The sequence below is a fragment of the Microbacterium sp. NPDC055903 genome, from assembly GCF_053615555.1.
The window spans coordinates 284,610-308,388 of the sequence record NZ_JBSHCA010000003.1; the positions used below are offsets into that span (position 1 = coordinate 284,610).

At 70.1% G+C, this 23,779-nt stretch carries 22 protein-coding genes and 1 tRNA gene; 13 read left to right on the plus strand and 10 right to left on the minus strand.

What is annotated here, in order from left to right:
• Positions 1–263: 263 nt before the first annotated feature.
• The 7 genes from ACWGJP_RS15195 (at position 264) to ACWGJP_RS15225 (ending at position 6,246) form a co-directional block, all read left to right on the plus strand.
• Positions 264–1,004 (plus strand): IclR family transcriptional regulator, encoded by a 741-nt coding sequence (locus ACWGJP_RS15195; protein WP_452330639.1) that lies wholly within the window; start codon positions 264–266, stop codon positions 1,002–1,004.
• A gap of 63 nt (positions 1,005–1,067) precedes the next feature.
• The gene (locus ACWGJP_RS15200; RefSeq protein ID WP_452330640.1) at positions 1,068–2,255 is read left to right on the plus strand and encodes an OmpA family protein; all 1,188 of its coding nucleotides are present in this window, start codon (positions 1,068–1,070) and stop codon (positions 2,253–2,255) included.
• Positions 2,256–2,318: 63 nt separating this feature from the next.
• The gene (locus ACWGJP_RS15205; protein WP_452330641.1) at positions 2,319–2,846 is read left to right on the plus strand and encodes a DUF3060 domain-containing protein; all 528 of its coding nucleotides are present in this window, start codon (positions 2,319–2,321) and stop codon (positions 2,844–2,846) included.
• A gap of 4 nt (positions 2,847–2,850) precedes the next feature.
• A complete protein-coding gene (locus ACWGJP_RS15210) occupies positions 2,851–3,564 on the plus strand; it encodes a response regulator transcription factor (RefSeq protein WP_452330642.1) in 714 nt (237 codons plus the stop codon).
• Positions 3,561–4,475, plus strand: a complete 915-nt coding sequence (locus tag ACWGJP_RS15215; RefSeq protein ID WP_452330643.1) for a sensor histidine kinase — start codon at positions 3,561–3,563, stop codon at positions 4,473–4,475. Before ACWGJP_RS15210 ends, ACWGJP_RS15215 begins: the two co-directional genes overlap by 4 nt.
• A gap of 21 nt (positions 4,476–4,496) precedes the next feature.
• A complete protein-coding gene (locus ACWGJP_RS15220) occupies positions 4,497–5,417 on the plus strand; it encodes an AEC family transporter (protein ID WP_452330644.1) in 921 nt (306 codons plus the stop codon).
• Between the two features lies 1 nt (position 5,418).
• Positions 5,419–6,246 carry a hypothetical protein gene (locus tag ACWGJP_RS15225; protein ID WP_452330645.1) on the plus strand — a complete coding sequence of 276 codons (828 nt, stop codon included), beginning with the start codon at positions 5,419–5,421 and terminating at the stop codon, positions 6,244–6,246.
• Positions 6,247–6,273: 27 nt separating this feature from the next.
• Here the strand turns inward: ACWGJP_RS15225 and ACWGJP_RS15230 are convergent, their stop codons facing one another.
• From ACWGJP_RS15230 to ACWGJP_RS15240, 3 genes are all read right to left on the minus strand, one after another.
• Complete coding sequence (locus tag ACWGJP_RS15230; RefSeq protein WP_452330646.1) at positions 6,274–7,509, minus strand: DUF222 domain-containing protein; 1,236 nt, start codon at positions 7,507–7,509, stop codon at positions 6,274–6,276.
• A 61-nt stretch (positions 7,510–7,570) separates the two neighbouring features.
• Complete coding sequence (cydB, locus tag ACWGJP_RS15235; protein WP_452330647.1) at positions 7,571–8,608, minus strand: cytochrome d ubiquinol oxidase subunit II; 1,038 nt, start codon at positions 8,606–8,608, stop codon at positions 7,571–7,573.
• Positions 8,609–8,629: 21 nt separating this feature from the next.
• Positions 8,630–10,207 (minus strand): cytochrome ubiquinol oxidase subunit I, encoded by a 1,578-nt coding sequence (locus tag ACWGJP_RS15240; protein WP_452330648.1) that lies wholly within the window; start codon positions 10,205–10,207, stop codon positions 8,630–8,632.
• A gap of 145 nt (positions 10,208–10,352) precedes the next feature.
• Between ACWGJP_RS15240 and ACWGJP_RS15245 the strand changes: the two genes are divergently transcribed.
• The gene (locus ACWGJP_RS15245; RefSeq protein WP_452330649.1) at positions 10,353–10,709 is read left to right on the plus strand and encodes a BlaI/MecI/CopY family transcriptional regulator; all 357 of its coding nucleotides are present in this window, start codon (positions 10,353–10,355) and stop codon (positions 10,707–10,709) included.
• 10 nt (positions 10,710–10,719) lie between these two features.
• Positions 10,720–11,535 carry a M56 family metallopeptidase gene (locus ACWGJP_RS15250; RefSeq protein ID WP_452330650.1) on the plus strand — a complete coding sequence of 272 codons (816 nt, stop codon included), beginning with the start codon at positions 10,720–10,722 and terminating at the stop codon, positions 11,533–11,535.
• Positions 11,536–11,552: 17 nt separating this feature from the next.
• Here the strand turns inward: ACWGJP_RS15250 and cydC are convergent, their stop codons facing one another.
• The 5 genes from cydC to galU form a co-directional block, all read right to left on the minus strand.
• Positions 11,553–14,888, minus strand: a complete 3,336-nt coding sequence (gene cydC, locus ACWGJP_RS15255; protein ID WP_452330651.1) for a thiol reductant ABC exporter subunit CydC — start codon at positions 14,886–14,888, stop codon at positions 11,553–11,555.
• A gap of 115 nt (positions 14,889–15,003) precedes the next feature.
• A tRNA-Ala gene (locus ACWGJP_RS15260) sits at positions 15,004–15,079 on the minus strand.
• A gap of 161 nt (positions 15,080–15,240) precedes the next feature.
• Positions 15,241–16,098, minus strand: a complete 858-nt coding sequence (locus tag ACWGJP_RS15265) for a hypothetical protein (RefSeq protein WP_452330652.1) — start codon at positions 16,096–16,098, stop codon at positions 15,241–15,243.
• A 63-nt stretch (positions 16,099–16,161) separates the two neighbouring features.
• A complete protein-coding gene (locus ACWGJP_RS15270) occupies positions 16,162–16,791 on the minus strand; it encodes a GNAT family N-acetyltransferase (RefSeq protein WP_452330653.1) in 630 nt (209 codons plus the stop codon).
• 17 nt (positions 16,792–16,808) lie between these two features.
• Entirely contained in the window at positions 16,809–17,693 is an 885-nt protein-coding gene (gene galU / locus ACWGJP_RS15275) for a UTP--glucose-1-phosphate uridylyltransferase GalU (RefSeq protein ID WP_452330654.1), read from the minus strand.
• 38 nt (positions 17,694–17,731) lie between these two features.
• Between galU and ACWGJP_RS15280 the strand changes: the two genes are divergently transcribed.
• The 3 genes from ACWGJP_RS15280 to mscL are packed head-to-tail and all read left to right on the plus strand — an operon-like array spanning position 17,732 to position 19,049.
• Entirely contained in the window at positions 17,732–18,328 is a 597-nt protein-coding gene (locus ACWGJP_RS15280) for a 5-formyltetrahydrofolate cyclo-ligase (protein WP_452330655.1), read from the plus strand.
• A gap of 17 nt (positions 18,329–18,345) precedes the next feature.
• On the plus strand, positions 18,346–18,618 hold the full coding sequence (locus tag ACWGJP_RS15285; RefSeq protein ID WP_452330656.1) for an FmdB family zinc ribbon protein: 273 nt from the start codon (positions 18,346–18,348) through the stop codon (positions 18,616–18,618).
• Positions 18,619–18,641: 23 nt separating this feature from the next.
• Positions 18,642–19,049, plus strand: coding sequence for a large conductance mechanosensitive channel protein MscL (gene mscL / locus ACWGJP_RS15290; RefSeq protein ID WP_452330657.1), 408 nt, complete (start codon positions 18,642–18,644; stop codon positions 19,047–19,049).
• Positions 19,050–19,141: 92 nt separating this feature from the next.
• Here mscL and ACWGJP_RS15295 read toward each other — a convergent pair whose 3' ends face one another.
• Both ACWGJP_RS15295 and ACWGJP_RS15300 read right to left on the minus strand, forming a co-directional pair.
• Positions 19,142–19,330, minus strand: coding sequence for a hypothetical protein (locus tag ACWGJP_RS15295; RefSeq protein WP_452330658.1), 189 nt, complete (start codon positions 19,328–19,330; stop codon positions 19,142–19,144).
• Complete coding sequence (locus ACWGJP_RS15300; RefSeq protein WP_452330850.1) at positions 19,323–22,967, minus strand: AAA family ATPase; 3,645 nt, start codon at positions 22,965–22,967, stop codon at positions 19,323–19,325. The genes ACWGJP_RS15295 and ACWGJP_RS15300 overlap by 8 nt, the downstream gene beginning before the upstream one ends.
• Before the next feature lie 230 nt (positions 22,968–23,197).
• On the opposite strand from ACWGJP_RS15300, the gene ACWGJP_RS15305 reads away from it, so the two are divergent.
• Positions 23,198–23,758 carry a methylated-DNA--[protein]-cysteine S-methyltransferase gene (locus ACWGJP_RS15305; protein WP_452330659.1) on the plus strand — a complete coding sequence of 187 codons (561 nt, stop codon included), beginning with the start codon at positions 23,198–23,200 and terminating at the stop codon, positions 23,756–23,758.
• Positions 23,759–23,779: the final 21 nt, after the last annotated feature.

The following is a 23,779-nucleotide window of genomic DNA, read 5'->3' on the forward strand; positions in this document are numbered from 1 at the left end:
ATCTGTCTGTGATCCCAGACGAACACGCGCATGACTTCGCTTCGACAGGCTCAGCGAGCAAGCAAGAACACCCGCACGACTTCGCTTCGACAGGCTCAGCGAGCGAGCAAGAACACTCGCACGACTTCGCTTCGACAGGCTCAGCGAACGAAGAACACACGCACCGCAGCGCTTCGACAGGCTCAGCGAACGAGCAAGAACACCCGCATGACTTCGCTTCGACAGGCTCAGCGAACGAGGAACGCGCGCACCGCTCACCCCAGGTGCCGGCCGCCGATCAGACGCTGCGCATCCTCCGTCACCTCGCCCGGCGGGCGGGCCCCGTCGCGGCATCCGCGCTCGCCCGCGATCTCGGCATCCCCCGCTCCAGCGTCTACCACCTGCTTGCCGCACTCGAGCAGCACGGCTTCGTCGTGCACCTCGCCCAGGAGCGGCGCTGGGGCCTCGGCACCTCGGCGTTCGAGCTGGCCGGCGGCTACGCCAGACAGGAGCCGCTCGCCCGCCTCGGGCGGCCCCTGCTCGCGTCCCTCGCCGACCGCATCGGCGAAAGCGCGCACCTGGCCGTGATGACGGGACGGGACGTGCTCTACATCGTCGAGGAGCGCGCCGCGCGCCGCCCCGCGCTCGTGACGGACGTCGGCGTCCGCCTGCCCGCCCACCTCACCGCCACGGGCAGGGCGATGCTCGCTGCTCTCCCCCGCGAGCAGGTGCGCGCCCTGTATCCGGACGCCTCTGCCTTCACCGAGCGCACGGGCAGCGGACCGACCCGCCCCTCCGAACTGCGCGAGCTGCTCCGGCAGGCCCGCGAGCGCGGTCACGCCCGCGAGGACGGCGAAGTCACGGAGGGGTTCCGCTCGGTCGCGGCAGCGGTGACGGATGCTGCAGGGTGGCCGATCGCGGCCGTCGCGGTGACCTGGTCGGCCGATGCGGGTCCCGCCGAGGAGGATGCCGCCTCCGCCGTGCTCGGCACCGCCGCAGAACTGCAGCGGAGGCTCCATCGATGACATGTCGCTGAACTGCGACACCGTCGCGACGGCGGTGCGACGAGCGGTCGATACGCTCGAATCATGAGCACGAAAGCGCATCCAGGAGCCATCGCCCTCGTCGGCGCCCTGTCCGTGATCCTCCTCGCCGGCTGCGCGGCAGAAGCGGCGACGCCGGTTCCGAGCGCGAGCACGTCCCCGCAGGCGACGGCGGACGCCGCGCCGTCCATGGCCGTCGTGGCGGGCTATGCCGTCGGCGAGTTCCCCGCGGTTCCCCTGTTCACGCTCCCCGACCTCGCCCTCCTCGATGCCTCGGCCGACGGGTTCACGATCGATGTCCGCGACGATTTCGCAGCGATCCCCGGCGTGACGGTGACCGCCGCGCACTGCGACGAGTCCGGCACCGTCGTCGCCGGATCGGGAAGCGCAACGCTCTACGGCGACGGATCGGGCAACTACACGGGCGCCGACGGCGAGATCAGCAACTACGGCGACGGATCGGGCAGCTTCACGCTGAACGGGGTGACGGTCGAGAACTACGGCGATGGATCGGGCAGCTACGACGACGGCACGGTCAGCATCCAGAACTACGGCGACGGATCGGGCAGCTACAGCGACGCGTCCATGGAGGTGCACATCTACGGCGACGGTTCAGGCGATTACACGGCGGGCGCGGTGCAGATCCACAACTACGGCGATGGATCGGGCAGCTACGAGGACGGCACGACAGAGATCAACAACTACGGCGACGGATCCGGCGACTACCTCGACGCCGACGTCGAGATCCACAACTACGGCGATGGAACCGGCACAGTGAACGGCACGGACGTCGAGATGGAGCCGATCGCCGCGGTCGCTCCTCTCGGTGTCTTCCCGCCACTGGCCGCGCTGCAGCCCATCGAGTCGTGCGGCACGGTGATCACCTTCGCCGACGGCGTGCTGTTCGATTTCGACAAGAGCGACATCCGAGCAGACGCCGCCGAGACGCTGAAGACCGTCGCCGAGGCGCTGAACTCCTACGAGGTTCCCGCGGCGGTCGTCTCCGGCCACACCGACGCGATCGGCTCGGATGCGTACAACCAGACCCTGTCCGAGCAGCGCGCGTCCTCGGTGGTGGATGCTCTGCAGAAGGCCGGCGTGACGACGACGCTCACCGCGGAGGGCTACGGCGAGTCGCGCCCGGTCGCGGCCAACGAGATCGACGGCGCGGACAACCCTGCGGGGCGCCAGCTCAATCGCCGCGTCGAGATCTTCATCCCCGCGACGCTCTGAGACCGAACGTCCACGATCAGAACGTCCACGACCTCGACGTCCACGACCCGGAGGAAAGACACCATGCATCGCACCACCGCACTGACGGCGACCGCCGCGCTCCTGCTTGCACTGACGGGCTGCGCCGTCACCGTGACCGAACCGCCCTCGAGCGCGTCCCCCGTGGTCGAGGAGAGCTCGCAGCCGACCACCCAGGAGACCGCTGAGGCCCCGGAGGACGCGCTGGACGACCCCGTCCCCGCCACGGACGACTCGACCTGGAGCGAGGAGGTGGGCAGCGCCCGCGCGGACACGCTCGCCGCGGCGACCAAGACCGTCACGTGCTCCGGCGAGCTCGTGCTCGGCGACACCATGGACGCGCAGTTCGTCGCCGTGGAGGGCGTCTGCGAGCATCTCGTCGTGCAGATGGACGGCGGAGCCGTCGTCGCGGGCGACGTCGTCACGTTGGACGTCTACGGCGACGCCGGTTTCGTGTACGTCGACTCCGTCAGCGCGCTGAACGTCTCCGGTTCGGGGAACGTCGTGTACTGGACGGGGTCGGCTCCGCAGGTGAACGAGACCGGCGCGGGCAACGTCCTCACGGCAGGATGATCCCGTGACCTCGGACCGGCCCCGCGTGCTGCTCGTCGACGACGACAAGGCGATCACCGGCGCGCTGAGCGCATTCCTGGAGCGCAGCGGCTATGCCGTGCGGATCGCCGCCGACGGCAGAGCGGGGCTCGACGAGGTGGCGCGAGAGGTCCCCGACCTCGTCGTCAGCGACGTCCTCATGCCCCACATGGACGGCCGGGAGTTCGTGCGGCGGCTGCGCGAGCGCGACCTCTGGCTCCCCGTCATCCTCCTCACGCAGGTGGGCGAGTCGTGGGAGCGCAGCGCCGCACTCGACGAGGGCGCCGACGACTACCTCAACAAGCCGTTCGATCCGCAGGAGCTGCTCTCCCGCATCCGCGCCGTGCTGCGCCGAGCGTCCGCCGGTCACACGCTGCCGAGCGCGAGCAGGCTGCGCGCAGACGAGCTGGTCCTCGACCGGACGTCCCGCCGGGCCTGGCTGTCCGAGCGCGAGCTCGGGCTGACGCCCAAGGCGCTCACCCTGCTCGAGTTCCTGATGACGCATCCGCAGGAGGTGCACAGCAGGGATCGGCTGCTCGCCGGCCTCTGGGGCTTCGACTTCGCGACATCGAGCCGTGCCGTCGATCACCGGATCCGCGAGCTGCGACAGGCGCTCGGCGACGACGCGGCCGCGCCGAGGTACATCGACACCGCGCAGGGCCTCGGCTATCGGTTCGTCGCGAACGTGGTCTCCGCATGAGCGCCGGGCGCCGGATCGGCATCGGAGCGATGATCGCCGCCCCGCTCGTGCTCGGCGGTCCCATCGCCGGAGCCTTCGCCCTCGCGGGCGAGCGTCGGATGCTGCAGATATCGCTGGCGCTGCCGGCCGTGTTCGTGATCGCCGGACTCGCCGTGAGCGCGGTGCTCGGGGGCATCGTGCTGCGCAGGAGCGCGCGGGCCAGGCGCGCTGCGCGCGACGAGGAGCTGCGCTCCCAGGGCGTCGCCGCCGAGCGCGAGAACCACCGCCGCTTCCTCGCCAGACTCGACCACGAGCTGAAGAACCCGCTCACCGCGATCAGGGCGACGGCCGCGGCGGCGGGCACCGATACTCCGGAGTGGGCGACGGTCGACGACCAGGCTCGACGGCTCAGCATCCTCGTCCGGGATCTGCGCAAGCTCGCCGAGCTCGAGACCCGGCCGCTCGAGCGGGAGCAGGTCGTGCTGGAGTCCCTGCTGCAGGAGGCGATCACGGCGATCGCCCAACAGGATCCGGATGCCGGCCGGCGGATCAGGCTCGATGCCACCCGGGTGCCGTGGCCCGTGCCGCCCGTGCTCGCCGACCTCGATCTGCTCTCCCTCGTCATCGACAACCTGCTCGGCAACGCGGCCAAGTACTCGCAGCACGGCCCCATCGAGGTGCGGCTGCGCGAGGAGTCCGGGTGGGCGGTCATCGAGGTCGCCGACTCGGGGCGCGGCATCCCGGCATCCGATCTGCCCGCCGTCTTCGACGAGCTGGCGCGCGCGGCGAACGCGAGGGACGTCGCGGGGTCCGGGTTGGGGCTGACGCTGGTGGCGACCGTGGTCGCCAGGCACGGCGGCCACGTCTCGCTGCGTTCGGTCGAGGGCTCGGGTAGCGTCGCGACGGTGCGCATCCCGATCCGCAGCGCCTGACCGGAGCGCTACGCTCGAAGGGTGCTCGAGACTCTCACCGGATTCGCCGTGGTGGGGCTCGCGATCGCCGTCGGCTACGTCATCGGCCGCATCGATCTGCTCGGCTCGGGCGCCAGGCACGTCCTCGGCAGGCTCACGTTCTTCGTGCTGTCGCCCTTCCTGCTGTTCACCGTGCTCGCTCAGGCCGATGCGAGGGTGCTGTTCTCCGCGCTGCTGCCCGTCTCGGCGATCGCTGCGGTCGCGGTCATCGTCGGATACGCGCTGATCGCCCGCTTCGCGTGGCGCCGTCCGATCGGCGAGACCGTCATCGGGGCCCTGTCGGCGGGTCAGGTCAACTCGAACAACATCGGCATCCCGCTGTCGCTGTACCTGCTCGGCAGCGCCGCGTACCCCGCGCCGGTGATCCTCATGCAGCTCCTCGTCTTCACACCGATCTCCCTGACGATCCTCGACACGGTGACGCGGGGGCGCACGTCGTTCGGCAAGACGCTGCTGCGGACGATCTCGAACCCGATCATCCTCGGTTCGGTCCTCGGAACCCTCGTATCAGTGCTCGACATCGAGCTGCCGCCGATCGTCATGGAACCCGCCGTTCTGCTCGCGAACGCCTGCGTGCCCGTGCTGCTCATCAGCTACGGCATCTCGCTCTACGGCCAGCGGGTGCTCGGTGCGTCAGGGCATCGCAGGGACGTGCTGCTCGCCTCATGCCTGAAGCTGCTGGCGATGCCGGTGATCGCGTGGGCCGTGGCCCAGTTCGTCTTCGGGCTCTCCGCGCACGAAGTGCTGATCGTCGTGGTGCTGGCGGCGCTGCCGACCGCGCAGAACGTCTTCAACTACTCGCAGCGCTACGACATCGGCGAGACGATCTCGCGGGACACCGTCTTCATCACCACGATCGGATGTGTTCCCGTCCTGCTGGCGGCGACGCTTATCCTGGGGTGACATGATCCGGGAAGACGAGCTCTGGAGGAGCGACCAGCCGGTCTTCTCCGTGCGCGTCACTCGTCGAGACCCGGTCGTCATCCTTCCGGACACGGACGTGGGGAGATTCGACGGCCGGCTGATCGCCGTCACCGCTCTCGCCGTCGTCGCCTGGGGAGCGATCTTCTTCCTGTCCTTGCCGACGGCACTGCTTCCCTCGGTCTGGTTCCCCGCCGCGATCGTCGAGCGGGCGGAGATGCCGTGGCGCCTTCCTGCCCTGATCCTGAGCGTCGTCGTGATGATGTTCGCCGTCTGGCAGACGAACGGACGAGCGCGTGCCGCGTTCCGCGAGAATTCGATCGGGTTCCGTCTCTGCATCGTCGCCGCGGGGCTCGGCCTCATGCTCGGCTCGGTCCTGCTGCTGCCCGCGATGGCAGCGGCGGTGCTGGCGCTGGCTGGCCTCGTCCTCGCCGCGTGCATCGGGCTGTCGATTCCGCTCCGTGTCGCACGGGTTCGCGCCCGCGCGAGGGCCATCGAGAGGCTGATGACCACCGGCGAGCGGTCGCCGGGGGTCATCCAGTTCGTCGATTCCCGATCGGGCACCGAACTGGGCCGCCCTCGATTCCGTCGCGTGGAGATCGAATACCGCAGAGCGGAGGACCCCGCGCCGCGAACTCTTCTTGCGGCGATGGCCGCGACGCCGACCAGGGTGCCGCTGCCCGGGTCAGCGGTTCTCGTCCTGACCGGAGCAGACGGAGCGGCGCACGTGATCCCGGACCCCGATCACCCGATGAGCTTCGACCCCGACGACGATCGCTATCGCGAGGCGAACGACGGCGGAGGAAGCTGAACGCGCCCCGCCGCGACACCCCTGCCCTCAGACGAACCCCACCCGCGGCTCGGGGTGATCGAGGTGCACTCTCCCCGACGGGCTCGTCCATTCGATGACACCGCCGTCGAGCTGTCGGACTCCCCATCGATGTCTGTCCTGCACGTCCGGATGCTTGAGGGTGTGATGCTTCACGCAGAAGCACGCCAGATTCGACGTCTCTGTCTTCCCGCCCTTCGCGTGGTCGAGGTTGTGGTCGATCTGACATCGTCTCGCCGGTCTCACGCATCCGGGGAACCGACAATGCCGATCTCGCGCCCGGAGGAACCTCTTCATCGACTCGGTCGGAGAGTAGGAGTCCACTGCGATGATCATGCCCGCGGGATCGAGGAACAAGCGTGACCACACCGTCTCTTCGGCCGCGAGCTCTCTGACCAGCTCCGGAACCACGGGGCCCGCTCCGTCGATCTCCCCCATCCGGTCGTCCTCCCCTGCGAGAGTGGGCGCCGCGATCGTGACCTGAACGCTCGCACGGATCGCCTCGGCCGGGGTGCCGATCATGTGCTCCGCCCCACCCGCGACGAGCAGGGCGAGCACGACATCCGTGCGCACCTGGTCGAGCGTCCGCTCGTCCTCGTCGCCGGGGTCACGACCCGCGATGATCGTCTTCGCCATCTCCGTGGCGCGGTCGAACGCCGCTCGCACGAGCACCTCGGGACCGGTGACCTCCAGCACGCCGAGACCATCGCTATCGGTGAAGACCCTGACCCGGTGGAAGGCCTTCGCGCGCCGATGCCGCTCGACGACGTCGAACGCCGCGATGTCCGCGGCGAGCATCTTGACCCGGATCTCGGTGCGTCCGGCCGGCTCGGCCAGCGCGATCTCCAGCGCTCGCTCCGCGAACTCCGCCCGATCCGTCTGGGTCGTGTCGACGAGCACAGCACCGGCATTCGCGATGACCTCGGCATGACGCAGAGTGATCCGCCCCTCCTCCAGCGCGACGAGCACGCCGGGGTACACCCTGGCGATCGTGTGAGCCCTGTGCAGCATCCCCTCCGCCACCGCAGGCGAGACGAGACCCGCCGCCGCGACCTCCGCCGCCAGCGAGCGCACGGCCATGTCGTGATAGCGCGAGCCGAAGGGGTCCTCGCGCAGCAGAACGTCGAAGCGGTCGGCCAGAACGCGCACCCTCCGGCCCTCGATCGACGCCAGATGCCGCGACGAGAGCGCGAGCACGCTCAGCGCGTCATCGACCTCTCGAGGCGGTTCGGCGAACGTTGACATGCTTCATTATCGAACAGATGAACAATAGTTGTCAAGAGTTATTTCGTAGTTATATACGAACTCAGCGAGCCCTGAGCACCGCGGGCAGCACGATGTGCGCATCGGGGATCATGCCGGGCGTGACCCGCTTGCGGAAGATCCAATAGCTCCACGCCTGATAGGCGAGGATCACCGGCATCGCGCACACCACCACGACGGTCATCACACCGAGCGTGTATCCGCCGTTCGCGGAGTTCTCGATGGTGAGGTCGTATGCCGCATCCACCGTCGAGGGCAGCAGCGTCGGGAACATCCCCGCGAAGATCGCCGCCGCACCGAAGAGCCCGAACCCGGCGTAGCCCACGAAGGCCACGCCTTCACGGCGGGACCGCGCCGCGACCCAGCCCACCACCGCGGCGACCAGGGCCAGGGCGATGAACGCCCAGGCGAGCACGGTTCCACCGTGCACGACCTGCACCCAGATCGCCCAGATCGCCGCCGGCAGAAGGAGCACCGGCGCCCACCGGGCGGCGAAACGCCCTGCACGCTCTCGCACCTCCCCATCGGCCTTCAGGCCGAGGAAGGTCGCCGAATGCGCGAGCGCGAAGCCGACGACCGCCAGGCCGCCGACCACGGCGGGCAGCGTGAGCCAGACGAACGGTCCACCGACGCGGTCGCCGTTGTCATCGATCGGCAGCCCGGTCGAGGTGAGGGCGAGGGCGGCGCCGATGCAGAAGGCGACGATGAGCGATCCGAGACCGATCATCCACGTCCAGAACGTCCGCCAGCGCTCCGTGTGAATCTTGCCGCGGTATTCGATGCCCACGGCGCGGACGATCAGCCCGACGAGCGCGATGGTCAGCGGAATGTACAGCGTCGAGAACAGCGACGCGTACCAGGCGGGGAAGGCCGCGAACATCGCCGCTCCCGCGGTGATGAGCCAGACCTCGTTCCCGTCCCAGACCGGGCCGATCGTGTTCAGCATCACCCGCCGTCCGCGCTCGGAACGCGTGGAGAAGATCATGTGCATGCCCACACCGAGGTCGAAGCCCTCGAGCAGCAGGTAGCCGATCCAGAGCACGGCGATCGTGATGAACCAGAAGACGGCGAGCGGTTCCATGGTCGTTCCTCTCCAGTCGGTTCAGTAGGCGAAGGCGAGCACGTCGTCGCGCTTGTCCGGGTCATCCGGATCGGTCTCGGGATGATGGACGAGTTCCGGCATGGATGCCGCGACACCGCCGCGCACGTACTTCACCATGAGGAACAGCTCGATGACGAGCATCACCGCGTACACCAGCGTCAGGGTGATCACGGAGAACAGCAGCTCTCCCGCCGTGACTCCCGGCGAGACGGCGGCGGCGGTGTACATGAACACGCCGTCGACGCCCGTGGCATCGGGGTTGGGAGCGACGACGAACGGTTGACGCCCCATCTCGGTGAAGATCCATCCGGCGATGTTGGCGGCGAAGGGCGCGATGATACCCAGCAGCGCCAGCCGCATGATCCACGGCGAACGCGGCACCGTGCCCTTGCGGGTGAGCCAGAGCGCCACCACCGCCCCCGCGGCGACCACGCCGCCCAGGCCGATCATGAGACGGAATCCCCAGTAGGTGACCCACATCACGGGCACGTACTGCACCTCGCTGCCGGCCCGGTCGCCGTACAGCGCGTCATCGGGGATGGTCGCCCCGTACTGGTCGACGTACTGCGGCTCGAGATCGCTGATGCCTGGCATCTCCGCACCCCACTCCCCCGTTCCGAGGAAGCCGAGGACGCCTGGCACCTCGATGAGGGTGATGACGTCTGCGCAGTCCCGCGAGCCTGGGTCTCCGAGCGAGAGCACCGAGAACGCGGAGCCGGTGTGGCACGCGGCCTCGGCCGCCGCCATCTTCATCGGCTGCTGCTCGTACATCAGCTTTCCCTGGATGTCACCGCTGGCGACGGTGCCGGCGAACCCGAGGATGGCGACCACAGCGCCGAAGCGCAGCGACCAGATCCAGACGCCGTGGTCCTTGCGGTCACGGCCGGGCGCAGCATCCGTCTCGCCGACGACGACGCGACCGGACGCATCCACCGTGTCGATGCCGTCGCGGCGGCGCTGCCACAGGTGGTACCAGGAGATGCCGATGAGGAACATGCCGGCGACGACGAGCGCGCCGAAGACGGTGTGGATGTAGGCGGCGATCGCGGTGTTGTTCGTGAGCACGGCCCAGACGTCCGTCATCACCGGTCGTCCGTCCGCGCCGAGCTCGACGCCGACAGGATGCTGCATCCACGAGTTCGCGACGATGATGAAGTACGCCGAGATCCACGAACCGATCACCGCGCACCACAGCGCCGCCAGATGCAGGCCCTTGCGCAGGCGCCCCCAGCCGAAGATCCAGATGCCGAGGAAGGTCGACTCGACGAAGAAGGCGAGCAAGCCTTCGAGCGCGAGCGGTGCACCGAAGACGTCACCGACGAAGCGGGAGTACTCGCTCCAGGCCATCCCGAACTGGAACTCCTGCACGAGACCCGTCGCGACGCCGACGATGAAGTTGATCAGGTAGACCTTGCCCCAGAACTTGGTCATCCGCAGGTACTTCTCATCGCCGGTGCGCACCCAGCGGGACTGCATGATGGCGACGGACATCCCGAGGCCGAGGGTGAGCGGGACCATCAGGAAGTGGTAGACGGTGGTGATGCCGAACTGCCATCTGGCGATGTCGAGGACGTCCACTGGCGGGTCTCCTTCGCGGATCCGTGATCACGGGATGCTCAAATTCTACGACATGTAGAACTACTTCGACAGAGCATAGAACAAATTCGACAAGGGGTAGAATGTCTCAAGGCCGTGAAAATCTGGTGACGGCCGGGAGGTCGAAATGGGAACGCTGGGGGAACTCGAACGCGCCGTGATGGACGCGATCTGGGACGCTGAGACGCCGGTGACCGCCTACGACGTGAAGGACGAGCTCGAGGCGCACGGACGCACCCTCGCCATCACCACTCTCCTCACCGTGCTGTCCCGCCTGGAGAAGAAGGGCTTCGTCGCCCCCGACCGCTCGTCCCGTCCGCACCAGTACTCCGCGGTCGCATCTCGGGCGGATCACACCGCCGAGCTGATGCACTCCGTGCTCGGCGGCGCCGGCGATCGCACCGCCGTGCTCGAGCGCTTCGTCGGCGGCGTGTCCGCCGAGGACGCCGCCGTGCTCCGCCAGCTCCTCGACGGCGCCGCCTGAACCCACGCGGATGCGCACCCTGCCCGCCCTGAGCGACCCGACGCTCGTCGGCGCCGTCGTGATCCCGCACGGCGTCGTCGCCGGGGGCGCGATCGCGCTCGGCCTCATCGCGCTCGCCCTGGCCTGGCCGGTTCCCGTCGCACTGTCGCGCGCGGGCTGGCCCATGCGGATGCCGGTGATCGCGCTCCTCCTCTGGCAGGCGATCGGCCTCGCTGGAGGGCTCTCGATGATCGGCGCGCTGGCGCTCGCCGGCTACGCGATCGCCCCGCAGCATCCCTGGCTCGCCGCCATCCCCGCCGCCGCCTTCACGATCTACCTGCTCTCGCACCTGGCGGTGACGATCGTCCAGGTGACCCGCCAGCGGCACCGTCACCTCGCCCTCCTGGAGATGCTCACCTCCCCGCATCCCACGAGGGCGCGCACCCGGGTGCTCGACGACGCCGTCCCCGTCGCCTACTGCCTGCCGAACGGCGCACGCTCGGTGACCGTGCTGTCGCAGGGGCTGCTCGACCGGCTCGACGCCGATGAGCTCGTCGCCGTGATCGCTCACGAGCGCGCCCACGTCGAGCAGCGGCACGACCTGCTCCAGCTCGCCTTCCGCGCCTGGCGCGCCGCGCTGCCGTGGTTCCCCATCGCGGCCAGGGCAGAGGCGGAGGTCGCCGCCCTCGTCGAGATGCTCGCCGACGACCACGCCCGCCGCGAGGTCCGCGACGAGGTGCTCGCGCGGGCGATCCTCGCCGTCGGCGCGAGCGGGATGCCAGGCGCCGAACGCGTCGTCTCCGGGTCGACGAGGGTCAGCGACCGGTTCCGCCGACTGGCGGCCTGACCCGACGCCGCCCCGGCTCAGGGCCGGAGCGACACGACCGCATCATCAGGCATCCGATCGGCCGCCCTGTGCGAGACGAGCATCACGACGCGCTCGCGCACGGCCGAGCGGACATCGCCCATCATGGCAGCCGCCGTCGGCTCGTCGAGGTGCGCGGTCGGCTCATCGAGGAGGATGACATCCGCCCTCGTCATGAGCGCCCGTGCGACGGCGAGACGCTGACGTTCACCGCCGGAGAGCGCGGATCCGCCGGCCCCGACCTTCGTGTCCAGCCCGTCGGCGAGGGTCGCGAGCAGAGGCCCGAGGCCGGCTCGCCGAAGAGTGTCACGCATGCTCTCGTCGTCGGGGGCGTCCTCCCGCGTACGGGCGAGAAGGAGGTTGCCGCGGAGCGTCGAGTCGAACACGTAGGCGTCCTGCGGACACCACGCGACCCGTCCGCGCCAGCTCGACGCGGTGAACGCGGTGATCGGCGACCCGTCGGCACGGACCTCGCCACGCTCGATCGGCAGCGCGCCCATCACCGCGGAGAGCACGGTGGACTTGCCCGCCCCGGAGGGGCCGTCGAGGACGAGCCAGCGTCCGCGACGCGCAGTTCCGGTCACCCCGTCGACCGCCGGCATGGCGGCTCCTGCGTAGCGCACGGTCACGTCGTCGAGGACGACCTCCGCCACCGCGGCATCCGGCTCGCCGTCTCCCCAGGGGACCGGGGGCGCGGGGCGAAGGACCGGGTCGATGCGGCGCAGCAGCGCGCGCAGCAGGGGAATGCGGTGCACGGCGGACACCAGCCCGGTCAACGGCTCGATCATCGCGAGGGAGAGCAGTGCGACGACGCAGGCGAACTCCGCGGGAAGATCACCCGCGAGCGCGGGGACGACGGCCGCCAGCGCTGCGGCGGCGAGGGTGATGACCGCGCCGCCCAGCCCCGCCGACCACGCAGCCCCGTTCTCGGCCCGCGAGAGTCGGTGGGCGGCGGCGTCCAGCCGGTCGAGCGCGACCTCCTCGACGCCGTTCCCACGGAGATCGTCCGCCGCATCGGCGAGCGCCGCCGTGCCCCGGACGATGTCCGAACGGGCGGCGACGCGCGCCGCGCTGGATCCTCGTTCGGATGCCAGGGCGAGCACCACGGCGAGGGCGACAGCGACGAGGAGCACCGCGGTGACGACCGGCGCGAGGGACGGCGCCACGAGCGCGGTCGTGAGCACGGCTCCGGCCAGGACGAGCACTCCCGCGCCGATCGGTGGGAGCACCCTGGGCAACTGGTCGCGCAGATCGTCGGTCTGGGTGACGAGGTAGTCCACCGGGGCGCCGCCCTCGAGCATCCGCCTCGACCCCGCCCCGCGCTCGGCGATCGATCGCCACAGACGGAGCCGCAGCGCGTCGGCGACGAGGAAGGCGGCGCGGTGGGTGACCAGTCGCTCGGCGTAGCGCCCGACCGCTCGTCCGATGCCGAACGCGCGCACGCCGACGATGGCGACGAGCAGGTACATGATGTGCTCCTCGACGCTCGCGCGCACGATGAGCCAGCCCGAGACCGCCGTGAGCGCGGCGCCCAGGCCCGCAGCGACGGCGGCGAGGAGGACCGCGCCGAGCCAGATCCACCGATGCGGCCGCAGCAGCGCACGGAGGGTGAGCCGGTGCGCCAGGGGCGCACGGGGAGCCTGCCCGCCTTCGCCGCTGGTGGCGCCTGCGTGTCGCTCGGGGACCACCTCATCGGGCTCGGCCGCGGCGGCCTCGGCGGGCGCGCGCCCCGGGCTCCCGACACTCACGCGATGGGTCGCGAGGGCCAGCGTCTCCGGTTCATGGCTCGCCAGCACGACCGTGCACCGTTCGGCGCGGCGCAGGATCGCTGCGCGCACGGCATCGGCGGACACGGCGTCGAGGTGCGCGGTCGGCTCATCCAGCACGAGCAGCGTCGCACCGGCATCCACTCGAGCGAGCGCGCGGGCGACGGCGAGCCTGCGCTGCTCGCCGGGGCTGAGCTCCGCTACGGAGGCGTCCGCGAGCGCGCCGAGCCCGAGCTCGTCGAGCGACGCCTGCCCGCCCCCGTACAGCTCGACCTCCTGCAGCGGCGTCGCGGCGAACGCCCGCGGCGCCTGCGGAGCGAAGGCGACGACACCCCGGCTGATGCCATGGATGCGTCCGGTGATCTCGGCATCCGGAGGGAGCACGCCTGCGAGCGCGGCGAGCAGGGTGGACTTCCCTGCACCGCTGGGCCCCGTGATCGCCGTGATGCCGGTCAGCTCGGCGGACAGCGTCGACACGGGGCTGCCGGTGCGGCTGGCATAGCGGATCGTCACGTCGTCCAGGCGGACCGTCTCGGCATCCGCGACGCCTGCGCTCGTGCTCCTGCCGTCTGCGGCGAGGGGGAGCCGCAGGAGTCGCCGGGCGCGGTCGAGCGCCGAGAGGCCGTCCTGGGATGCATGGAAGGCCGAGCCCACCTCGCGGAGAGCGGCGAAGCACTCCGGCGCCAGGATGAGCGCGAGGAGCGCGGGCTCAAGGGTGATCGTCCCGTTCAGGAGGCGCAGCCCCAGGAAGACGGCGACGATCGCCACCGAGATCGTCGCCGTGAGCTCGAGCACGAGAGCCGAGAGGAAGGCCCAGCGCAGTGTCTCCTCGGTGCGCGCGCGATACCTGCCCTGCACGGCGTCGAGGGCGGCAGCCTGCTCGGTCGCGCGTCCGAGGCCGACGAGCACCGGCAGCCCCCTGGCGAGTTCGGTGAGGTGATCGGCGAGCCGGCTCAGTGCAGAGAGCGCGGCATCCGTGCGCTGCTGGGTGTGCTTGCCGATGAGGATCATGAACAGCGGGACCAGCGGCACGGTCAGCACGATCACGACGGCGCTGAGCCAATCCGCCGCCAGGATCCGCGCACCGACGAGGAGCGGCACCACGGCCGCCGAGATCACGGCAGGAACGGTCTGCACGAAGTAGTCGTCGAGCGCGTCCAGCCCATCCGCCGCCAGCACGGCTGTGCCGCCCTCCGACGATCCACCTCCCACGATCCTGCGCCAGAGCGCTGCGCGCAGCGACAGCTTCACCTCGCCCGCGATGCGGCGGGCGAGCATGGACGATGCCCATTCCGATCCTGCGCGCAGGACGGCGCCGCTCAGCCCGAGGAGCAGGACGATGCGGATGCGGCCGGCATCCGTCTCCCCCGCCGCGAGCAGGCCGATGCCGCGGGCGATGGAGTCGGCGACAAGGACGAGACCGAGCGCCCTGGATGCCGCGAGCACACCGAGCAGGTAGAGGGCCCGGCGAGGGACCGCGGAGAGATCAGGACGACGGAAGCCCGGGGCGTTCGCCACCCGCTCGGCTTCGATCACCCACGGGTCGTTGGCGATGCTCTCTCGGCTCACGAAAAGAATTCTACAGGGCGTAGAAGAAGCCCGAACCCCCACCCTGTTCAAGCACGGCGGTACGATGATGCGCGTTCCGGAAAGCACGAAGCCCCCGACGAATCGGGGGCTTCTCTGGTGGACCTAAGGGGATTCGAACCCCTGACCTCCTCGATGCGAACGAGGCGCGCTACCAACTGCGCCATAGGCCCGTGAACCTCAGCAAGGCTATCACGATCCGGAAGGCTCGATCGCCAGAGCGGGTCCGGGAGCGTCGGGATCGCGCGCTTCGACAGGCTCAGCGAGCGAGAGCGGACCGGCTCAGCGAGCGAGGGGCGGAGGGGCTAAGCGAGAGTGGGCGGGCAGCAGGAGGTCAGCCGGCCGCGCGGCTGGCGAGGAGTCTGCGCACGTGGTCCTCGATCTCCGCGTCGTCGACGAAGCCCATCCGTGCATACGGCGAGTCCGCACGCGCCACGGGCTCGAGCCGGACCGGCTCCTCCGACGCCATGCTCGCCGCACGCTCGCGCAGCTCCGCGAGCCGTTCGGCGCGGCGCAGCTGCTCCGCGGCGTCGATCTCGGCCCGTGCGATCTGGGCTCGCGAACCCGCCACCGTGACCAGCGGCTGCGGAAGCGGACGAGGCGTCCAGGATGCCGGACCCTGATCGTGCAACGGGGGCGAGACGCGCTCGACAGGAGCCTCCATCACGACAACGGCGGGGCGACGAGCGGCCCTGGATGCCACCACAGCCATCCGGGAGAGGACCAGGACACCGGCAACGACGACCGCGGCCCCCGTCCACACCAGCGCCTGAACACCGGCGGACACGAGCTGCCAGACTCCGACCCCGGCGACGGAGAGCCCGATGAGCACGACGGAGAACGCGACGATCCTGACCCGTCGCCTCGCCCTCGCCTGCTTCAGGGCAGGGTCCGCCTGGGCCTGCGCCAGCTCCTGCTTGAGACGGGCGAGTTCTGCGGCCTCCCGCTCGGACTGCACGCGCCTCGCGAGCTTCTGCTGGGCGAGCGCGGTACGGGCGGTGAGCTCCAGTCGCACCTCGTCTGGCGTCTCGCTCGTCTCTGCGAGAACGCGCAGCGCCTGGTTCAGCCGGACGGCATTGCGCTCGGCAGCGTAGAACTGGTGCCGCCCGCGCCAGGTCGGCAGCAGATAGAGCATCCACAGCAGCACGGCGACGAGGACGATCACTCCCCCGCTCAGCACCGGCCCGTTCATAGGGTCAACGGTAAGGGACCGCGTGCCCCCGGCGCCGGAGTCCGGACGCGTGTCGTCCGCGAATCAGAGCGAGAGGCGATCGGACGGCGGAATGGCAGCCGCATGAGCGGGAACTGCGCCATCCACCCAACGAGCCAGCACACCACGCGGGACATCCTCCCTCGTGAGGGCGAAGGCGTAGTGGTCGCGCCAGTCGCCGTCGATGTGGATGTACCGTCGCCGCAGCCCCTCGTACCGGAATCCCAGTTTCTGGACGACCCGCAGGCTCGCCGCGTTCTCCGGACGGATGCAGATCTCCATCCGATGCAGCCCGAACTCGGCGAAGCTCGCGTCCGTGGCCAGTGCGACGGCCGCCGGCGTGATCCCCCGCCCCGCGAACCTCTCACTGACCCAGTAACCGATCGTCGCCGAGCACAGCGAACCGCGAGCGACGCCCCAGATGTTGAGCTGACCGGCGATCTCGCCGTCGTACTCCATCACGAAGGGGTAGCCGGCACCGTCGCGGTACTGCTGCAGCAGCCGCCGGATGCTCATGCGCATGTCGAAGGAGGCGACCCCGTTCGGGATCGTCGCCTCCCACGGCTGCAACCAGGACCGGTTCGTGAGCAGTTCGTGCTGAAGCGGGCGCGCGTCCCTCGACCGGATCAGCCGCAGCTGCACCGGTCCGTGACGATAGTCGTTCAGCAGGTCCATGACGCTCCGGCGCGGTCTCAGAGGCGTGCGGCGAATTCCTTGAGCCAGGGGCGAAGGTCCGGCCCGAGGTCGTCGCGGTCGGATGCGAGCTGCACGATCGCCTTGATGTAGTCGACCCGGTCGCCGGTGTCGTAGCGGCGACCGCCGAAGATGACGCCGACCACGCCGGGGCCGTCACCGACGGCGAGCTCCTGCAGAGCATCCGTGAGCTGGATCTCGCCGCCCTTGCCCGGCTGCGTGCGCTCCAGGATCTCGAAGATGCTCGCCGGCAGCACGTAGCGGCCGATCACGGCGAGGTTCGACGGCGCATCCTCCGCAGCAGGCTTCTCGACGAGGCCGGTCACGGTGACGACGTCGTCGTCCTCGGTCGCCTGCACGGCCGCGGCGCCGTAGAGGTGGATGCTGGACGGCTCGACCTCCATGAGCGCGATCACGGCGGCACCGGTGGCCTCATGCACCTCGATCATCCGGGTGAGCAGCGGGTCGCGCTCGTCGATGAGGTCGTCGCCGAGGAGGACGGCGAAGGAGGCGTCGCCGACGTGAGCCCTGGCGCGCAGCACCGCGTGCCCGAGGCCCTTCGGCTCGCCCTGGCGGACGAAGTGGATGTCGCCGAGGTCGCTGGACTGCACGACGCGCGCGAGGCGCCCCGTGTCGCCCTTCTCCATGAGCTTGACCTCGAGCTCCGGCACGGAGTCGAAGTGGTTGGAGATGGCGTTCTTGTTGCGGCCGATGATGACGAGGATGTCCTCGATGCCCGCGCCGACCGCTTCTTCCACCACGTACTGGATGGCGGGCTTGTCCACCACGGGGAGCATCTCCTTCGGCATCGCCTTGGTGGCGGGGAGGAATCGCGTGCCCAGCCCTGCTGCGGGGATGACGGCCTTGATCTTCTGTGTGCCCATTGGCTCAGCCTAGTGGAGCACCTGCCTAGAATCGGATCATGCCGAACGAGGTGGAGCAGCACAAGCGCGCACTGCGCGCGGAACTCCGCGAGCGACGCGCCCTGCTCTCCGAGGCGCAGCGCGAGGCGGCCGCCGCCGCCATCGGCGAACGATTGGATGCTCTCGTCGACGAGTTGGGCGCCACCTCGATCTCCTGTTACCTCTCCGCGCTCACCGAGCCGGGCACACGAGACTTCGTGACGAGGGCAGTGCGCCGCGGCATCCGCGTGCTCCTGCCTGTCACCCGCGCAGACGGACTGCTCGACTGGGCGGTCGCCGACGACACGGGTGAGGTCGCCGAGGGCCTGTTCGGCCTGCCGGAGCCGACCGGCGAGGTGCTCGGCCCGATCGCCGTGAACGACGTCGACCTGATGATCATCCCCGCCGCCGCCGTCGACCGCACCGGCATGCGGATGGGATGGGGACGCGGCTACTTCGACAAGACCATCGGCTCCATGCAGAAATGCCCTCCGGTGTACGCGGTGATCTATGATTCCGAGGTACTCGATTCGCTTCCCCGCGAGGTGCACGACCAGCCGGTGAACGGCGCGGTCACCCCTGCGAGGACGCTCACCCTGTCGCCTGAGCGGCACTGATCACCACAGGGACGACCATGCCCACCTATGCATACGCCTGCACGCAGTGCGGCCACCAGTTCGACGCCGTGCAGAGCTTCTCCGACGCCGCCCTCACCACCTGCCCGGAGTGCGGCGGTGCGCTGCGCAAGCAGTACGGATCGATCGGCGTGACCTTCAACGGCTCCGGCTTCTATCGCACCGACTCGCGGAGTGGCTCTGGATCGACATCCGGATCGCAGGCATCATCGAAGGCGGGTTCGTCGACGAGCGCCAACCCGGCGCCCGCGTCCAGCCCGGCCTCCGCGTGAGGTCCGAGCCGTAGGGGGTTCCCGTGATCCAGGGATTCAAGGAGTTCATCACCAAGGGCAACGTCATCGACCTCGCGGTCGCCGTCGTCATCGGCGGAGCGTTCACCGCGATCGTCAACGCCGTGGTGTCCAGCATCATCAACCCGCTCGTCGCTCTCGTCTTCGATGCGGACGAGACTGGCAAGGCCGGCATCATCGTGAAGGGCATCTACGGCCAGAGCGTGACGTTCCCGGTCGGCGAGCTCATCTCCGCGGTGATCAGCTTCTTCGCCGTCGCCCTCGTGGTGTACTTCGTCTTCGTCGTCCCGATGAACAAGTACAAGGAGCGCCAGGCCGCCAAGAACCCGGCCGTCGAGGAGGAGACCCTCCCCACCGAGCAGGAGCTGCTCATCGAGATCCGCGACGCGCTGCGCAAGAACAGCGCCGGCTGAGCGCCACCGCCGACGAGCGAGCCGGCACGCGAGCATCGTCCGCACGACGGACACAGTGCTCGTGTGCCGGCTCGCGTCGTTTCGTCGCCGCGTCAGTAGTGCGGCGGGACGTCCTGGCGCAGGCGCGCGTCGTTGGGACCTGTGTCGTTCGAGGAGGCGGGCGCCACGGCATCCGGTCGATCCTTGACCTCCGGAGAGGGGTCGCTGCCTGCGACCGGGGTCAGCCGCGCACGGCGCGCGCCGGCGACACGGACGACGCGCTGGCGCGGTTCGTCAGACATCGCCCCGGTCGATGGGCTGAGTCTCCTGGTCGACCCGTTGCGTGTCAGACGAGATGCCCAGCACCTCCGCGATGCGCGATGCCGCCGTCGCGGGATCGCTGTACAGGTCGAAGGCGTGCACGCGGACGTAGTGCCAGCCGAGCCGCCGGAGCACGTTCGGCCTCAGGCGGAGGGTTTCGCGCAGCGACTCCCCACGCGACTCCGGATCGGACTCGATGACGACAGCGCGCCCGCCGTGCTGGGCGACCAGCGGCAGCAGACCGCGGTAGTCGACATCGACGGATGCTCCGAGGCGACGCAGCTGGGCGGCGAGGGCCAAGGTCAGCGGGTCGGCGAGGTCCTCCAGCCTGGCATCCCTCCCCCGCGCCGCGAGGCCGCCGAGGATGGACATCAGCGTGGCGGCGCCGTGCTCGAGACGTCCGTCGTCGAAGGCGGATGGCCTGATCGACGAGACGATCACCATGGAGCGGCGCGCCCTGGTCATGCCGACCGTGAGAAGGCGTTCGCCGTCCGGCGTCGACAGATCGCCGAAGTCGCTGAGCACCCTGCCGTGCTTGGTCAGGCCGAACCCGAGCGAGAACACCACCCGATCACGGCTCTCCGCCACGGACTCCTCGAGGGTCAGCACGGCGAACGGCTCCGCGGTGTCGCGCGAGACGAACGCCGTGACGTCGCCGCGCGAGGCGAAGGCGCTGGTGACCGCAGCCCTGATGCGCTCGGCATGACGGCGACTGGCCGTCACGACCATGAGCGATTCGGACGGGCGGTGCACCGCGTGCTCGACGACGAGCGTCACGACCCGGGAGACTTCGGCATCCGGGCTCTCGACGGCGCCGGACACCGGATCCGGCGTGCCGACCCCGCCCTCGACGTAGTCGACGGTCAGGCTGCCCCGGCCGAGATACGAGCCCGCCCAGGGCAGGGACTGGATCTCGCCGCCGTAGAAGGCGTCGTTGATGAGCTCGGCGAGATCCTCACCGCCCGCCCGGTAGCTGCGCGTCAGAGTCATGACGGGGAAGAGCTCGGCGAGACGCTCGAAGGCGGAGACGGTGTCGAAGGGCACCTCCGGCTCCCAGTCGCGCTCGGCGTCGACGGCGACCTGGAACGGCGTCGGGCGCTGCGTCACCGGATCACCGAAGGCGACGATCTGACGGGCGCGCCTGATCGCCGGGGCGGCCTCTGCGAGATTGATCGCGGCGGCATCGACGAGGAGCACGGTGTCGAACCGCACACTGTCGGGGATCTCCGGCACCTGGTACGGCGACGAGATCCAGGCGGGAGCGAGCACCGACATCAGGGTCGGCGCGGCGGAAACGATCTCCGCGGTCGTCGGCGTCCCCTGGGTGAGCGCCCGTCGCAGGTGCTGCGATTCGGTCGGCTCATCGACGACGGCGATCCTCCACTGGTTCGCCAGCTGCCATGCCAGCAGCGCTCCGGATGCTCCGGCGTGCGCCTCGTCGACGAGGCGGAAGTCGCGCTCGAGCCGGTCGACGACGGCGGTGTTGGCTCCCAGAAGCGCCCTGTCCTGCTGCAGCGCGAGCTCCAGCAGGGACTGCCACCAGGCGAACTCGAGCTCGTCGGCGACACGGGATTCCGAGACGTGACGCACCGACAGCTCGGCGAGCAGCGGGGCGAGACCGAGCTCGGCCAGCTCATCCCTGATCGTGGCCCGCTCGACGAGGTTGTCGAACACGTCGGATTTCGCGGCGAGCCCGGCGAGCGTGCGCGTAAGCCGCGCGACGGGGAGGGTCGCGAGGGGCTCCCGCCGACCGAGCGCGGTGTCCAGCTCCTCCAGCTCCGCCTCCACGCGCTGCCATGAGGCATGCACGTCGCCGAGGCCGAGCGGGATCTCCGGCGCGACACCGGCATCGACGAAGCGCTGCCACTGCGTGCGCTGCTGCTGGATGCGCAGCAGCGCGTCGTGCATGTCGAGGATGTGCACGCCGGGGCGCACGTACTCCTTCGCGAGCTTGCGGAGTCGGCGCCGGTTGGCGCCGGACATCCCCGGTGCATCCCTGCGCGATCCGTGCGCCTTGATCAGTTCGCCCAACGGGCGCTCGAAGACCGTGGGGCTGAACCGATCGAGCGAGTCCCGCATGCCCTGCAGCAGCTGGAGGTACTCGCCGAGCTCGTCGATGGTGGCGAACGGGCGCATGCGCGTCTGCGCGATCAGCTCGTAGCCGCGCTCCAGGAGCGCGGGAACGCTGGCTGCGTTGAGCCGGCCGGCGAGCTCGTGAGCGGCACGCGCACCCTCCGTGCTCTCGAAGGTGACCCCGTACCAGGGCGAGTCGTCCGGTCCGAAGCGGAACTCCCCGAGCTTCGCGGCCTGCACGAGTTTCGCCGCGGCCTCCGCCCTGCCACCGGCGAGGCGGTCCAGGGTGTCGGCGCTCAGGCGCGCGGTGGTGGACGGCGGATGCTCGAGCGAGGCGAGTCTCGTCAGTTGGCGCGTGGCGTCGAGCACGGACGCGCCGGTCGCCCCCACGGGCGACGTCAACGCGCGACGGTAGTCGCGCAGCACGGCGCGCAGCCGGACGAGGGCGTCGTCGATCTCGCCGATGGCGGGCGCTGCGGCCTTCTCATTGCGGCCGATCGCCCTGACGAGGTCGCGACGGATGCCGGAGGGGCTGATCGCGAGGCCGTCGAGGTCGATGCCTGCGAGGCGGTGCCGCACGCCGTCGAGCGTCGACCGGCGCGCGGAGACGACGAGGACGCGCTTGCCTGCGCGCACGAGCTCGCCGAGGGCGTTGATCACCGTCTGGGTGCCGCCCGTACCGGGCAGGGTGGCGATCGCGAGCGACTGCCCCGCCACGATCCTGGCGAGGACGGCCTCCTGCTCGGCATCCGCGTCCAGCAGCAGCGTGTCGGATGCGGGAGCGCGATCATCGGGGCTCGAGACCGGCGGCTGCGGCTGCGGTGCGGCGACGCGCTCGCGGTCGTCGACGTGGCCGGCCAGCGCGTTGAGCACCGGGTGATCGAGGTCGCGGGAATCCGCGGCCATCGCACTGGCGACATCGGCGAACACCGACACGACCAGCCGTGGCTGCACGGAGAAGGTATCGATCGAGCGCGTCAGCGCGCGCAGCTGATCGATCACAGGCTGGGGCTTGAAGATGCCGCCGTCGTAGGCGAGCGCGGCGAGCCCCTCGGCATCCAAGGTGAGCCCGAAGTGCTCCCTGGCGATGCGCACGAGCTCGGGGTTGACCGTGAAGGCGCCCTGCAGCTTCAGTTCGAAGTCGCTGTGGTGGCGGCGGATCGCGAGCGGTCGCAGCAGCACGGGGGCCGCGAACTGGACGCCGCCGATCCGCCAGCCGGCGAGACCGACGGCCAGGTGGACGGCCTCGATGCCGCGAACCGTGCGCAACTCGGTGTGCTTGGCGGTGATCCGTTCGGCGGCGAGTCGTGCGGTCCGCAGACCGACCTCGTCGCGGAACAGGTTCGACAGCAGCGTCGACCGGCCGGTGATGAACTGCGGCAGGCTGCCGGGGTGCGCCTTGGAGATGTCGATGCCGCCCTCGACGCTGTCGCGGTAGCGCACCAGGGGCGACGGCCCGCCGAGATCGGCGGATTCCGCCCTCAGCCGCTCGCGTTCCGCGTCGGCCGCGTGCGACATGCGGACTCCCGTCGATGCCTCGCCCATCGCGCCGAGGGTCACCGAGGCGTCCGTCGCTGCATCATCCGCAGGCTTGTCGTCTCGTCGCCACACATAGCACAGACTAGGCGCGTCCCACCGGTTCCGCCGGTATCCTCCCCGGGTTTCCCCGGGATTGGTGCGTCCACTCCCCCTGCACATCCGGCCGGGCGCTCATCTTCTCCCGGATCGCGGGTTCTGCGCGCCGCACGACCTCGCCGTACGTCGAGGATGGAGGCATGAACTTCCGATACGACTTCGTCCCGACGCCGCTCGGCGATGCCCTGGTCGTGTTCTCCGACGAGGGCGTGGTGAGCTTCGACCTCTCCGAGGGCGACGATCCGACCGTCCCGTGGTTCCTCGAAGCGACCAGCCGCCTGCTGCACGCCGTCCCCGAGCCGGATCCAGGGGCCGCGGACGAGCTCGCGCATCTCGTCGCCGCGTACTTCGAGGGCGAGCCGGTGCGCTTCGACGATCACGTCGCCTTCGACTGGCGACTGGCCGACGGGTTCCATCGCACCGCCTTGCAGCGCATCTGCGACATCCCGTGGGCAGAGACGGCGAGCTACGGGGAGATCGCGGTGCGCGCCGGGCATCCGGGCGCCGCCCGCGCGGTCGGGACCGCCTGCCGACTGACGCCCTTCTCCGTTATCGTCCCCGTGCACAGGGTGATCCGCTCCGACGGCTCCGTCGGCCAGTACGGCGCTCATCCCGAGCACAAGCGCTTCCTCCTCGACCTCGAGACGCAGAGCGCGACCGCGCGGGATGAGCCGAAGACGGGACGAGGCCCCGGCCGGTAGGCGACCGGGGCCTCGTCCGCG

What these genes read in the sequence shown, in the direction of transcription:
- ACWGJP_RS15200 (WP_452330640.1), top strand. Translation starts at nt 1,068, where the DNA reads ATGAGCACGAAAGCGCATCCAGGAGCCATCGCCCTCGTCGGCGCCCTG.
- ACWGJP_RS15205 (WP_452330641.1), top strand. Translation starts at nt 2,319, where the DNA reads ATGCATCGCACCACCGCACTGACGGCGACCGCCGCGCTCCTGCTTGCA.
- ACWGJP_RS15215 (WP_452330643.1), top strand. Translation starts at nt 3,561, where the DNA reads ATGAGCGCCGGGCGCCGGATCGGCATCGGAGCGATGATCGCCGCCCCG.
- ACWGJP_RS15225 (WP_452330645.1), top strand. Translation starts at nt 5,419, where the DNA reads ATGATCCGGGAAGACGAGCTCTGGAGGAGCGACCAGCCGGTCTTCTCC.
- ACWGJP_RS15230 (WP_452330646.1), bottom strand. Translation starts at nt 7,509, where the DNA reads ATGTCAACGTTCGCCGAACCGCCTCGAGAGGTCGATGACGCGCTGAGC.
- cydB (WP_452330647.1), bottom strand. Translation starts at nt 8,608, where the DNA reads ATGGAACCGCTCGCCGTCTTCTGGTTCATCACGATCGCCGTGCTCTGG.
- ACWGJP_RS15245 (WP_452330649.1), top strand. Translation starts at nt 10,353, where the DNA reads ATGGGAACGCTGGGGGAACTCGAACGCGCCGTGATGGACGCGATCTGG.
- ACWGJP_RS15250 (WP_452330650.1), top strand. Translation starts at nt 10,720, where the DNA reads ATGCGCACCCTGCCCGCCCTGAGCGACCCGACGCTCGTCGGCGCCGTC.
- ACWGJP_RS15265 (WP_452330652.1), bottom strand. Translation starts at nt 16,098, where the DNA reads ATGAACGGGCCGGTGCTGAGCGGGGGAGTGATCGTCCTCGTCGCCGTG.
- ACWGJP_RS15270 (WP_452330653.1), bottom strand. Translation starts at nt 16,791, where the DNA reads ATGGACCTGCTGAACGACTATCGTCACGGACCGGTGCAGCTGCGGCTG.
- galU (WP_452330654.1), bottom strand. Translation starts at nt 17,693, where the DNA reads ATGGGCACACAGAAGATCAAGGCCGTCATCCCCGCAGCAGGGCTGGGC.
- ACWGJP_RS15280 (WP_452330655.1), top strand. Translation starts at nt 17,732, where the DNA reads ATGCCGAACGAGGTGGAGCAGCACAAGCGCGCACTGCGCGCGGAACTC.
- ACWGJP_RS15285 (WP_452330656.1), top strand. Translation starts at nt 18,346, where the DNA reads ATGCCCACCTATGCATACGCCTGCACGCAGTGCGGCCACCAGTTCGAC.
- ACWGJP_RS15295 (WP_452330658.1), bottom strand. Translation starts at nt 19,330, where the DNA reads ATGTCTGACGAACCGCGCCAGCGCGTCGTCCGTGTCGCCGGCGCGCGC.
- ACWGJP_RS15300 (WP_452330850.1), bottom strand. Translation starts at nt 22,967, where the DNA reads ATGGGCGAGGCATCGACGGGAGTCCGCATGTCGCACGCGGCCGACGCG.
- ACWGJP_RS15305 (WP_452330659.1), top strand. Translation starts at nt 23,198, where the DNA reads ATGAACTTCCGATACGACTTCGTCCCGACGCCGCTCGGCGATGCCCTG.